Genomic DNA, 12,237 nt, shown 5'->3' on the forward strand with positions numbered 1-12,237 from the left:
CCCGTCCGGCGTTTGAGGACGAGCGCGTTCAGCGCGATACGGGGGTTCGGGGGCGGAGCCCCCGAGGATGGGACGGGTAGGGGCGGCGGGGGCGAAGAAACTCAGCCCGTGCCGAGCACCTCGGTCAGGCGGTCGCCCAGCACAGGGGCGAGCGCCTCGGCGTAGGCGTCGGAGATGTGGCTGTCGTCGCGGTACACCACCGTATTGCCCACCAGCACAGGACACTCACCCCCACCCGTGCACAACCACGGCACGGGATCAATCACCACCGCCCCCGACGCCCTCGCCGCAGCAAGCGCCGCCGCCCTCCGCGAGCCATCCCGAATCGCCCCCGGCAGCCGATTCCCGCACCGGTCCAGCCGAAGCGAGTACAGCCCCGCACAATCCACCGCATCCGTCCGAGGCCACGGAGTGTCCAACAGCGCGACAACCTTCGCCCCCGAAACCCCGAGCGCCCGGTACGTCGTACGGAAACCGTCCGTCCACTGCTGGGCGACATCCCGCTCCGGCCGCAGCGGATCCCCCGCATCCGAGGACGAGACAATCACCAGGTCCGGCCTCAACGCAGCGATCCTCTCGATCGCCCGCGCCCGCCAGACATCACACTCCGCATACGGCCCGTCGAACCGCCGCAGCGTCACCTTCGCCGCCTTGCACGACGACTTCGTCCACGACACCAGCTTCCAACCCCGCTCCCGGGCAAGCCGGTTGAGCGCCGGGAACCACTGGGCCGCGTGGGAGTCGCCGAACAGGACGACGACCTTGTCGGAGGCCGGGTCGCCGTACTCGCACGGCGGCATGCTCGTGCTGTCGTACGCCACATGACAGCCGTCCCGATAGACCGCCGACCGCGCCGACTTGATCTCGGTGAGGGGCGGGGCGAGGTTGCTCGGCAGGCGATTCGACCGCGCCTCCAGGAGTTGACGCAGGCGTACTTGGGGGTCCGGTGCTTTCGCCACCTCCTCCCTCAACTCAACTGCCGCCTTACCCGAGTTGATCGGCGGCGGAAACGCGTACGCCGTCATCGCGATCACCGCAGCCCCCGCCGACAGCACCGCCCCGAGCCGCAACGCACGCCCCGGTCGGCCCCGGAACACCGAGTGGAAACGTACGGGGTTCTCCACCAGCCGCAGGGTCATCCACGCCAGCAGCAGAGCGATCGCACAGAACAGCAGGGCGAGCCAGACGCTCGTACTCTCCGGGAGTCTGCCCAGCGCCACGGGCCCGATCAGCAGCAGCGGCCAGTGCCACAGGTACCAGCCGTACGACAGGCCTCCCAGCCACACCAACGGCCGTCTGGCGAGGAGTAGTTGGGCGTCCCAGCGGGACGGGGCGCAGCCGCCCGCCAGGACCAGGACCGACCCGATCACCGGCAGGAGCGCGTAATAGCCGGGGAACGGGGTCGAGTTGCCGTAGAGGATCGCCGCCACGAGGATGCAGGCCAGGCCCGTCCAGGCCATCGGTGCCGCCAACTTCGGCGGCAGGCCGCGCAGTTGATCGGCGGACAGGGCGAGCAGCGCACCCGCACCCAGTTCCCAGAAGCGGGTGTGCGAACCGAAGTACGCCCAGGACGGGGCACTTTCCGTCACGGTCACACTCAGCCCGAACGACAGCAGACACAGCACCGCGAGCGGCACCGCCACCAGTGCGCGCCGCCGGCGCGCGAGCCGCCAACTCACCAGGAGCAGCAGCGGCCAGAGAAGGTAGAACTGCTCCTCCACCGCCAGCGACCAGAAGTGCTGGAAGGGGGACGGCGGGCTCCCCTCCGCCAGGTAGTCCGTGCCGCCCGCCGCCAACCGGAGGTTCACCGCGTAGAGCGCGCTGCTCAGCGCGTCCCCGGCGTACTCCTCGAAGCGGACCCTCGACAGGAACAGCCAGGAACCGGCGAGGGTGACGAGGACGACGAGCGTCGACGCGGGGAGGAGGCGGAGCGCGCGGCGGGCGTAGAACCTGCGGATCGATATCGCGTTGCTCGCGGCCAACTCGCGTACCAGCAGCGAGGTGATGAGGAAGCCCGAGATGACGAAGAAGACGTCGACACCGACATAGCCCCCGGCGAACCCGCGCACCCCGGCATGCCCGAGGACGACGAGCGACACGGCCACGGCCCGCAGGCCTTGGATGTCGAGCCGTAGGCCGGGGTTCTCGCTCGGCTGCGGGGTGGCCGGTCGCGTGGTCGGTCGTGTAGCTGGTCGGGTCTTCACGCTCATCAGAGACGGTCGGTCCACTCGAACGGTTGTGGCCGTTTCCGTTCGGTCACCAGAAATTTTCCGCCCGGCCGCAAGCCTGGTCCGCGAGAACATGACATAGGGGGACCCGCGGGAATTGGCCGGTCCGGCGCGTTTGCTACGCTCGCCGACGCGTCCCCTGGGGGAAGTCCGGTGAGACTCCGGCGCTGACCCGCAACGGTATGCACTCCCCCGGCAGGTGGGCGTGCGAGCCCGATTACCCAAGGTGCGCGTGCCCATGTGACCGCTCGCCGCGGACTGCGAGCCGAGGCGAAGGACGCCGCCCGTGCGCCGAATACCCGTCGTGCCGTTGGCCGTTGGGCTGATACTGCTTCTGCTCCTCTCCCTGCTGTGCGGGGTCGGTCTTGGCGCCTCCGGGATCGGCTGGGGGCAGGTCTTCCGGTTCCTCGGCGACGGGCTCACCGGGGGCACGATCCGCGCCGAGGACGTCGCCGCGTACACCATCGTCTGGGAGCTGCGGCTGCCCCGCGTGGTGCTCGCCGCGGTGGTCGGCGCCGGGCTCGCGGCCGTCGGGGTGGCCGTGCAGGCCATGGTCCGCAACGCGCTCGCCGATCCGTTCGTGCTGGGGATCTCGTCCGGTGCGGCCGTCGGCGCCAACGCCGTGATCCTGCTGGGGGCCTTCGCCGGGCTCGGCGTCTGGGCGCTGTCCGTGTCCGCCTTCGCCTCCGCGCTCGCCGCCATGGTCCTCGTGTACGCCGTCGCCCGGTCGGCCACTCACGGGCTCACGCCGCTGCGGCTGATCCTCACCGGTACGGCACTGGCGTACGGCTTCGAGGCCGTCACCACCGTGATGGTGTTCGGGGCCGCCCGGGGCGAGGCGGCGCGCTCGGCGATGATGTGGCTGCTCGGGAGCCTGGGCGGGGCGACCTGGGCGCAGGTGCCGATCGCCGCCGTGACCGTCCTCGCCGGGTGGGCGTGGCTCGCGCGGCGCGCCGAGTCGCTCAACGCCCTCGCCATGGGCGACGAGACCGCCGCCGCGCTCGGGGTCCAACCGACGCGGCTCCGGCGGGAGTTGTTCCTCGTCACCGCCGCCGTGACCGGCACGGTCGTCGCCGTCAGCGGGGCCATCGGCTTCGTCGGGCTGATGGTCCCGCATGTCGTACGGATGCTCGTCGGCGCCGATCACCGGCGGGTGCTGGCGATCGCGCCGCTCGCCGGGGCCGTACTGCTGGTGTGGGCCGACGTACTGTCCCGGCTGCTGCTCGCCCCGGCCGAACTGCCCGTAGGGGTGATCACCGCCGTGGTCGGCGTACCGGCGTTCCTGCTGCTGATGCGGCGCGGCGGCTACGCGTTCGGGGGGCGGTGACGGCATGCGGCTCGATGTGGAGGGTGTGTCGGTCGACGCGGGGGCGGTCCGGCTCGTCGAGGACATCACGATGCGGGTGGACAGCGGGGCCTTCGTGGGGCTCGTCGGGCCCAACGGGAGCGGGAAGTCGACCCTGTTGCGATGCGTGTACCGGGCGCTGCGGCCGACGGGGGGTGTGGTTCGGCTCGACGGGGACGATGTTCATGCCATGGATCCCCGGGGCGCCGCCCGGGTGCTGGCCGCGCTGCCCCAGGAGTCGTCCTCCGAGTTCGACTTCACCGTCGCGGAGGTGGTCGCGATGGGGCGGCTGCCGCATCAGGGGCGTACGGCGGCCGGGGACCGGGAGATCTGCGGCGCCGCCCTGGAGCGGACCGGCATCGCGCATCTCGCCGACCGCGGGTTCCTCGCCCTGTCCGGCGGCGAGAAGCAACGCGTGCTCATCGCACGGGCGTTGGCCCAGCGGCCCCGGGTCCTCGTCCTCGACGAACCCACCAACCACCTGGACATCGCCCACCAGTTGGACGTCCTGTCCCTGGTCCGGACGAGCGGCCTGACCGTACTGGCCGCCCTGCACGACCTCAACCTCGCCGCAGCCCACTGCGATCTGCTGTACGTCGTCGCCGGGGGCCGCCTCGTCGCGTCGGGCCCGCCGCACGAGGTGCTCCAACCGGCGCTGCTGGCGGAGGTGTTCGGGGTGCGCGCCCATCCGGTGCGGCATCCGGAGACGGGTGCAGTGCAGCTGCTCTTCGATCTGCTCCCCAAGCCGTCCTGAGCCCTGAGTCCTGAGTCCTGAGAACCTGAGGAACTACCCCCATGCGCAAGCCAGTTGTCGCCGTCGCACTCATGCCCGTACTCATGTCCCTCCTCGCCACCGGATGCGGTGCGACCGTCGAGAAGCCCTCGGCGAAGGCCACGCCGTCCTCCGCCGCCGTCACCCTCACCAACTGCGGCCAGAAGGTGACGTACGACAAGGTGCCCGAGCGGGTCGTCACCAACGACGTCGGGATCACCGAGCTGATGTTCGCGCTCGGTCTGGAGGACCGGATGGCCGGGTTCGCCATGCCCGACGACAAGGGCGATCTGACCGACGTGCCCTGGAAGGACGGCTACGCAAAGGTGAAGTGGCTGTCCAAGGACCAGCTCACCAAGGAGAACGTCCTGGACGTGCGCGGCGACTGGGTCTTCGCCGGCTGGAACTACGGCTTCCGCGACGACAACGGCTTCACCCCGGACGCGCTGAAGAAGCTCGGCATCCCCTCGTACGTCCTCACCGAGTCCTGCCGCAACGGCCGTACGAAGACCTCCCGGGGCATCATGCCGCCGCTGGACGCCCTCTACACCGACCTCACCAACCTCGGAAAGCTCTTCGGCGTCGAGCGGCGCGCGGCCACCCTGATCGCGGACTTCAAGAAGCAGGTCGCGGCGGTGGCGGCGAAGGCGCCGACGGGGAGCGCGCGTCCGAAGGTGTTCCTCTACGACAGCGGCACGGACTCGCCCTTCACCTCCGGCCGGTACGCGGCGCCCGAGGAGGTCATCGGCAAGGCCGGCGGCGTCAACATCATGAACGACCTCGCCGACTCCTGGACGACGGTCGGCTGGGAGACGGTGGTCGAGCGCGACCCCGACGTCATCGTGATCTGCGACTACGGGGACGTCAGCGCGGAACAGAAGCGCGAGTTCCTGCTGTCGTACGCCCCGCTGAGGAACGTGTCGGCCGTCAAGCACAAGCGGATCTTCGTCCTGGACTACGTGGACCTCGTCGAGAGCCCGCGCAACCCGTCGGCGATAGCGCGCCTGGGGGCATATCTGCGCTCGGTGGCAGCCGGACCCGCGTGAGATACGTGAACGCCGTCCAGGCACCCGGCGGGACGCGCTTGAGGAGGGGCGGCGGGTTGGCGGGCATGTGCCGATCGTAGGGCTGCTGTTGGCGTCGGGCATCGCCCCGGGGGATACCCCCCGGACCCCCAACAGAAAAGCGGGTTGGCGGGAGTGACCGGCACGAATGCTGCGAGGCGAGCCCAGGCCCCCTCCAGCCCGTCCGGCGCTTGAAGACAATCGCGCGGAGCCCACCCCTTCCCACCCAGCCCCCACCCAGCCCGTCCGGCGTTTGAGGACGAGCGCGTGGCGCCCACCCCTTCCCACCCAGCCCCCACCCAGCCCGTCCGGCGTTTGAGGACGAGCGCGTTCAGCGCGACAAAGGGGGTCTGGGGGCGCAGCCCCCAGGGATGGGACGGGTAGGGGCGGCGGGGGCGAGAACAATGGGTCCGCAAGACGAGAGCGGGCTTCACGGACGCAGCCGTGGACCGGCATTCGGAGGTGCGGGGGGCTACGCTTCCGGGCGCGCAGGCCGTCGTAACACCCGCACGTGCGTCCGCGCAGAGGCAGGCAAGACGGGCCACAACTTACCGACGAACCCGCCCAGTTGTGATGCATCATGACCGTCTACACCACCTTGACCTTGCCTTTGAGCTGAACGAAACGGACGGACATGGCTGCATGGTCCACCCGGGCGGCCTCCCCTGCCGATCTGCCCCGACTCCGCTCCCTGCTGGCCGATTCCTTCGAAGCGGCGGCCGTTCCGTCGTCGTCAGCGTTCCTCTCCGATGCCATCGAACGCGACCTGGTCCGAGTGGCCGAGTCCGAGGGCGAGTTGGTGGGCTGCGTCGCCGCGGAGATGCCGTCACCGGGGCACGCGCGTCTGTCGGTGATCGCGGTCCGGGCGGACGCACGTCGGCAGGGCGTGGCCTCGCGACTCCTGGCCGAGATGGTGAAGGAGCTTCCCCGGAGGTCGAGTGAGGCGCCCCTGATATCCGCCGTGGCGAGGACGGAGGAACTGGCGGTGACCCGCCTCCTGCTGGCCTGCGGCTTCATAGGAACCCGGGTCATGCGCACCGGCGGCACCGGCAGCACCCGCGACGACGCTCTCCACATCCACTATCAGCACAAGGCGCGAGTCGAGTACGTGGATCCGGACGCACGGCATCTGGTACCCGCCCACGCCCGGGAGCAGCTCACGGAGTCCCTGACGCCGTCCGACCAAGCCGTGACCGCGCTGGTGACCCTGGGCGGCAAACCCGCCTTCGAGATCGCCCGGTTCGAGCAGGACGACCCCGCGACCCTCCAGTCCGGCGAGGCCGCCGCCGGCATTGCCTTCTCCGGCTCCGTACTCGCGGCGATCACCTTCCTCCTGGGTTTCGCCTTCTCGTCGTCCCGGTTCCCCAACGACGTACGGCTGCTCCTCATCGGAGCGACGTTCAGCACCGTCCTCTCCCTGATCATCTACGCGAGCGCCTCCGGCGAGCTGGCCCGGATCCGCTCGAACGCATTCGGCAAGATCATGAAGTGGGGAAACGTACTGTCCGAGTACGGCGGTGTGTTCCCCTTCCTGATCTCGCTCCCCGTCACCTACGCACAGGCCAGCGGCGATCCGTGGTCCACGATGATCCTGGCCGTCGTGCTCAGCGCCGCCATCGGCTGGTACGAGCACTCCGAGTTCTCGATAGCCCACCGGTTCCGGCGGTCCCGGCCCGAACTCGCCCTGATGGTGCTCACGGCGGTTTCGCCGGCGGTCGGCGCGGCGCTGGTGGCGGCGGATGCCACCAGTTGGCCGTGGACCACCGCCCTGACCGCCACCCTCGCGGCCCGGACCTGGCTCTATCTCTTTCGCCGAGGCGCGGAGGCCGACATCGAGGAGCGCCGGCAGTGGCAGATCAGGGAGTAGATCCGGTAGATCCCACCGCCGTACGGATCCGCTCCGCGATCTCTCGGGCGCACCCCCACGACAGCGTCAGTCCGGCTCCGCCATGACCGTAGTTGTGCAGCAGCAGCGTGCCCGTGTCCCCGCGTCGCTCCTGCTCAAGCCTGACCTGCTTCCGTACCGGCCGCAGCCCCACCCGCTGTTCGATCACCCGGGCTCCGGCGATCGACGGCTCGATGGCGGCACAGCGGCGGATGATCTCCTGGGCCGCCGTCTCGTCGGGCCGACGTTCCCAGTTGCCCCGGTCCGCTGTTCCTCCCAGGACCAGCCAGTCGGCGTGCGGATAGATGTAGGTGAGGTCCTCGGCGCCCGGGGTGTCGTCGCAGAAGAAGGACCGGATTCCGGGATTCTCCACCACGACCAACTGCCCGCGCACCGCCTCGACCGAGGCGTCGGCCGCCAGTGAACGGGCTCCGGAACCCGTGCAGTTGACGACGACCGGCGCTTCCCGCATCGCCTCCTCAAGCGTGTCGTAACGGTGCCGGCGGATCGATCCGCCGGCCTGTTCGAGCCGTCGGACGAGGTAGTCGAGGTATCGGGGCATGTCGACGAGGGGTGCGCGGTAGTGCCACCCGGCCACGAACCCCTGCCGGAGTTCGTCCGGTGCGCACATACGCGCGCCCACCAGGCTGCCCCAAGTCGGCATGTCGCAGGGAAGTCTGGACTCCTGGGTACCTTCCACCAGCCGGATTCCGGTGTCCGCATCGGTGCTCAGCGCGGTCAGCACTGCCAGAGTCTCCCGGCTCCATCGCTCGACCAGGTGGCGGGGCTCGGCCAGATAGGGATCCCACATCGCGCCGGCGGCCGCCGAGGTCGTCGCACCGGGGAACTGATCGGCGTCCACCCGGACGTCCATTCCGGACTCCGCGAGGCACACCGCCGTGGTGAGCCCTGACACTCCGGCACCGATCACCACCGCACTGGCCGACACACTCGCCTCCGCAACGTTGTCATCCGGGACTTTCGAGGCTAGCCGAACCGGCAACCGACGAAAGACCCACCGCGTCGATCACAGGAGAGATCGTCTACGGACGTCAACGGACGTCAACGGACAGAGATCATCGACGGACACCGAACGAAAGAGAGCACAACCGTGAGATTCGAGCCGCGTCGCCGCACGGTGCTCGCGACAGCCGCCGCCACACTCGTCGCCACGGCCACCCCGGCCGCCGCCAACTCCACCGCATCCACGGTCTCCACCGTCACCGCACGCCTGCGCGCACTGGAGGAGCGGTATGGAGCGCGCTTAGGTGTGTTCGCCCACCACCTCACCACCCGGCGAACCGTCCGGCACCGCGCCGACGAACTGTTCCCGATGTGCTCCCTGTTCAAGACGCTCGCGTCCGCGGCCGTCCTGCGCGACCTCGACCGGAACGGCGAGTTCCTGGCCCGCCGTATCCACTACACGGAGGCCGACCTGCCGGCGACGGGTTCCGACCGGACCAGGGAACACCTGGCCGAGGGCATGACCGTCGCCGAACTCGCCGAGGTGGCCATCACCTACAGCGACAACGGCGCGGGCAACCTCCTTCTGCGTGAACTCGGCGGCCCCACCGCGATCACCCGCTTCGCCCACTCCCTCGGCGACCGGGTGACCCGCCTCGACCGCTGGGAGACCGACCTCAACTCGGCCGAGCCGTGGCGGAAGACGGACACGACGAGCCCGCGCGCGATCGGCCGCACCTATGCCCGTCTCGTCCTCGGCGACGCGCTGCACCGGCGCGACCGCGAACTCCTCGCCCACTGGCTGCTGAACAACACCACCAGCGGCAAACGCTTCCGCGCGGGTCTCCCGCCGACCTGGACCCTCGCCGACAAGACGGGCTCCGGCTCCTACGGCACCGCCAACGACGTGGGCATCGCCTGGACCGACACCGGCGCCCCCGTCGTCCTGTCCGTGCTCTCCACGATGCCCGACCAGGACGCGGTACGGGACGACGCACTGATCGCGGAGACGGCGGCACTACTCGCGGAAACCCTCAACTGACCGGGAGGCACCGCCTCACCGCCTCACCCGAACCCCCGCACATACCGCCGCTGCCAAGGCGTCTCCACCGCCCGCCGGTCATAGTGCCGGCGGACATACCCGACCGCCTCCCCCGCAGGCACCCCGTCCAGCACCGCAAGACACGCCAACGCCGTCCCCGTACGCCCCCGCCCACCCCCGCACGCGACCTCCACCCGCTCCCCCGCCGCCCGCTCCCACACCTCGACCAGGACCGCGCGAGCCTCCACGTGGTCCTTGGGGAGGCGGAAGTCGGGCCAGGGAAGCCAGCGGAACTCCCAAGGAACTTGCGGGGGTTGGCTACCGAGGAGATAGACGGCGTACGAGGGGACCGGCGCCGTCGGGTCGAGGGGGCGGCGCAGGCCGCGTCCCCTGATCAGGCGGCCGGAGGGCAGCCGCAGTACACCCTGGGCCCGCTCGTCCCATGACCCAGCCACCGGCTCGTCCACCCATCCATTCGAACCCGGTCCCGCCCGCCGGGCAACCGATTCCGGGGAAACGGTGGTCTGGTGGGCGAGGGGGTGCTTGATGCAGGCCGAACTAGAGGCCCAGTTCCATGATTTCGTCAGAGCGCGGTGGTCCCATCTGGTGCGTACCGCGTATCTGCTGACCGGCGACGCCCATCATGCCGAGGACCTCACGCAGACGGCGCTGGCGAAGGCGTACCGCTCCTGGCGGCGGGTCTCGCGCAGCGACAGTCCGGAGGCGTACGTCCGTCGGATGCTGGTCAGTTGCAACAGCGACCGGTTCCGCAAGCGGCGTGTCCGGGAGTCGCTCACCGACGCGCCGCCCGAGACGGCGGGCCGCGACGAGGCCGTCTCCTGGGCCGACGAGCGCAGCGCGCTGCTCGGCGCGCTCGCCCAGCTGCCGCCCAAGCAAAGGGCGGTGGTCGTTCTGCGCTACTGGGAGGACCTGTCCGAGGGAGAGGTCGCCGACACGCTCGGCTGCTCCCAGGGCACGGTCAAGAGCCAGGCTTCCAAGGGGCTGGCGAAGTTGCGTACGTATCCGGGGCTGGCGCAGGTCGTGGGCCGCCCCGAACCCAGTCACACGGCACACGTTCGGGGAGGCCTCGGATGACCGGGGAACAGCGGGAACCTGAGAAGGGATTTGAGGAGCAGTTGCGCGAGTTGATGGCTGAAGACGCCTACACGATCCGGCCCTCGGCGGTGCCGTATCCGACGATCCGCCGCCGGGGCACGATGGAACGCCGGCGGCGGGTGGCGGCGGCCGGTGCGGTCCTGGTCGCGCTGGCGGCGGCGCCCGTGGGGGCGTACGCGGTGAGCGGCAACGGAGGCACGGAACTGGCGGCGCCGCTGCCCTCCGTCAGCGCCTCGCAGCCGCCTGTGACGCCAACTCCCGTGCAGTCGACGCCCGTTGGACCGGCCGGTCCTGCGACGCCGGGGCAGCTGCTCGACGGGATCACCCTGGCGCAGGCCTCGGACGGGCTGGAGAAGTGCCTCGCGTACGACCGCGAGATGCAGAAGCACCAGAAGCCCGCGACGCGGACCGATCTGGGTGACGCCGTCGACTACCGGATCATCCTGGCGCAGAACAGCACCGGCGACTCCAACGCGCCCGGTGACGGCATCTACGTCGTCGCGGTCAAGGAACAGCCGCAGCAACCGCAGCTGACCCGGCTGATCTGCAATATCAAGGACGGCGAGGCCTCAGGCCTCAACTCCAGTGTCGGCGGCCTGACGTTCGACAACGGCGGCCCGGTGATGGCGGACGACAACGGCGGCAAGCTGTACCAGCAATCCGTTATCGACAAGGGCAACTGGAAGCTTCCGTTCCGCTGGAGCACCATCGGCCGGTTCGAGCCCTCGGTGACCAAAGTGACCGTCTCGTACGGCGGCGACACCAGCGAAGCCGCCCTGGACCACGGCTGGTTCGTGGCCTCCGGCACCCTGAACCAGCAGGTCACCCTGGCCCCGCACATCAAGGGGTACGACAGCACGGGCGCGGTCGTCTACGACTCGGACAACGACTCCGGGTACGAGAAGACGCTGCCGTAGGACAGGCCGCGACGGGGAGGTGAGCGGGGGCGCCGCACAGGGGACGGCGCCCCCGTTCACGTACACCCACCCCTCACCCCACCCCCCGGGACTCCTGCGCCGCCCGCGCCTCGATCCCCCGGAAGTGCACCGCCAGTGCCCGCTGCGCGCCCTCCACGTCATGGGCGCGCAACGCCGTGACGATGTCCCGGTGGCGGCGGGCCGTCAGTTCCGGTGCCGGGTCGTCGTGCCAGCCACGGGCGCCCGAGACACGGCGGAACACCGTCCAGAAGGCGGCGAGCAGCTGCGGCACGAGGGCGTTGCCGAGGGGGCCGTACAGCGCCTCGTGGAACTCGCGGTCGAGTTCGGGGAAGCGCCGGCCCGCGCGGCCCGCCTCCTCCATCCGGGTGACGACCGAATCCAGCCGGTCCAGTTCCGCGTCGGACAGCACGGCCGCGACCCGCCGGATCATCCCGTCCTCCAGCACCTCCCTGACCTGGAGTATCTCGGCGAGCGCGGCGCCGTCCCCGTCGTGCCGGGCGAGCGTACGGAACGTCAGTCCGTCAACCAGCGGGGTCAACGAGGCCTGTCCGACGTACGTCCCGTAGCCGTGTCTGATCTCCACGATGTCGAGGGCCTGGAGCGCCTTGAGGGCCTCGCGGACGGAGTTGCGGCTGACCCCGAGGGACGCCATCAGCTCGACCTCGGTGGGCAGCGGTGCGCCCGCCCGGAGTTTGCGGTCGAGAATCAACTGCATGACCTCGCGCTGGACCTGGCCGCTCACCCGCCGCTCGGGCCGGCGCCGCTTCCCGGACTCCTGAGACATGCGGCGCATCGTACGCTCGCCGGACATCCCACGTCCCACCTCCAGGCATATCAAAATCGAACCACCTGGAACTACTCGGAATTCGCAGCCCCCTTGATAC

General features: G+C 70.2%; 11 protein-coding genes and 1 riboswitch. Of the genes, 7 read left to right on the plus strand and 4 right to left on the minus strand.

The genetic code is table 11. The features are described from left to right. Positions 1–101: 101 nt before the first annotated feature. Positions 102–2,210 carry an acyltransferase family protein gene (locus tag ACFYXF_RS50135; RefSeq protein WP_389360796.1) on the minus strand — a complete coding sequence of 703 codons (2,109 nt, stop codon included), beginning with the start codon at positions 2,208–2,210 and terminating at the stop codon, positions 102–104. 160 nt (positions 2,211–2,370) lie between these two features. Next, positions 2,371–2,451: riboswitch (cobalamin riboswitch) on the plus strand. Between the two features lie 63 nt (positions 2,452–2,514). Here ACFYXF_RS50135 and ACFYXF_RS50140 point away from each other — a divergent pair. The 4 genes from ACFYXF_RS50140 to ACFYXF_RS50155 all read left to right on the plus strand — a co-directional run bounded on the left by ACFYXF_RS50140 (position 2,515) and on the right by ACFYXF_RS50155 (position 7,276). After that, positions 2,515–3,555: a FecCD family ABC transporter permease gene (locus ACFYXF_RS50140; protein ID WP_389360798.1), complete on the plus strand. Its 1,041-nt coding sequence runs from the start codon at positions 2,515–2,517 to the stop codon at positions 3,553–3,555. A gap of 4 nt (positions 3,556–3,559) precedes the next feature. Further along, positions 3,560–4,327 carry an ABC transporter ATP-binding protein gene (locus ACFYXF_RS50145; protein WP_389360800.1) on the plus strand — a complete coding sequence of 256 codons (768 nt, stop codon included), beginning with the start codon at positions 3,560–3,562 and terminating at the stop codon, positions 4,325–4,327. Between the two features lie 41 nt (positions 4,328–4,368). Then, positions 4,369–5,391 carry an ABC transporter substrate-binding protein gene (locus ACFYXF_RS50150; RefSeq protein ID WP_389360802.1) on the plus strand — a complete coding sequence of 341 codons (1,023 nt, stop codon included), beginning with the start codon at positions 4,369–4,371 and terminating at the stop codon, positions 5,389–5,391. A gap of 652 nt (positions 5,392–6,043) precedes the next feature. Further along, positions 6,044–7,276: a GNAT family N-acetyltransferase gene (locus ACFYXF_RS50155; RefSeq protein ID WP_389360804.1), complete on the plus strand. Its 1,233-nt coding sequence runs from the start codon at positions 6,044–6,046 to the stop codon at positions 7,274–7,276. Here ACFYXF_RS50155 and ACFYXF_RS50160 read toward each other — a convergent pair. Further along, positions 7,266–8,243: an FAD-dependent oxidoreductase gene (locus tag ACFYXF_RS50160; protein WP_389360806.1), complete on the minus strand. Its 978-nt coding sequence runs from the start codon at positions 8,241–8,243 to the stop codon at positions 7,266–7,268. The genes ACFYXF_RS50155 and ACFYXF_RS50160 overlap by 11 nt on opposite strands. A 162-nt stretch (positions 8,244–8,405) precedes the next feature. On the opposite strand from ACFYXF_RS50160, the gene bla reads away from it, so the two are divergent. Continuing rightward, positions 8,406–9,299: a class A beta-lactamase gene (bla, locus tag ACFYXF_RS50165; protein ID WP_389360808.1), complete on the plus strand. Its 894-nt coding sequence runs from the start codon at positions 8,406–8,408 to the stop codon at positions 9,297–9,299. A gap of 23 nt (positions 9,300–9,322) precedes the next feature. Here bla and ACFYXF_RS50170 read toward each other — a convergent pair whose 3' ends face one another. Further along, on the minus strand, positions 9,323–9,766 hold the full coding sequence (locus tag ACFYXF_RS50170) for a protein-tyrosine phosphatase family protein (protein ID WP_389360810.1): 444 nt from the start codon (positions 9,764–9,766) through the stop codon (positions 9,323–9,325). Between the two features lie 79 nt (positions 9,767–9,845). Between ACFYXF_RS50170 and ACFYXF_RS50175 the strand changes: the two genes are divergently transcribed. Beyond that, on the plus strand, positions 9,846–10,394 hold the full coding sequence (locus ACFYXF_RS50175; RefSeq protein ID WP_369036642.1) for a SigE family RNA polymerase sigma factor: 549 nt from the start codon (positions 9,846–9,848) through the stop codon (positions 10,392–10,394). Then, complete coding sequence (locus tag ACFYXF_RS50180; protein WP_389360813.1) at positions 10,391–11,332, plus strand: hypothetical protein; 942 nt, start codon at positions 10,391–10,393, stop codon at positions 11,330–11,332. Before ACFYXF_RS50175 ends, ACFYXF_RS50180 begins: the two co-directional genes overlap by 4 nt. A gap of 73 nt (positions 11,333–11,405) precedes the next feature. Here ACFYXF_RS50180 and ACFYXF_RS50185 read toward each other — a convergent pair whose 3' ends face one another. Further along, positions 11,406–12,137, minus strand: a complete 732-nt coding sequence (locus ACFYXF_RS50185; protein WP_389360815.1) for a FadR/GntR family transcriptional regulator — start codon at positions 12,135–12,137, stop codon at positions 11,406–11,408. Positions 12,138–12,237: the final 100 nt, after the last annotated feature.

Source organism: Streptomyces sp. NPDC002680, from assembly GCF_042889145.1.
In the GTDB taxonomy this organism is placed as follows: domain Bacteria; phylum Actinomycetota; class Actinomycetes; order Streptomycetales; family Streptomycetaceae; genus Streptomyces; species Streptomyces adonidis.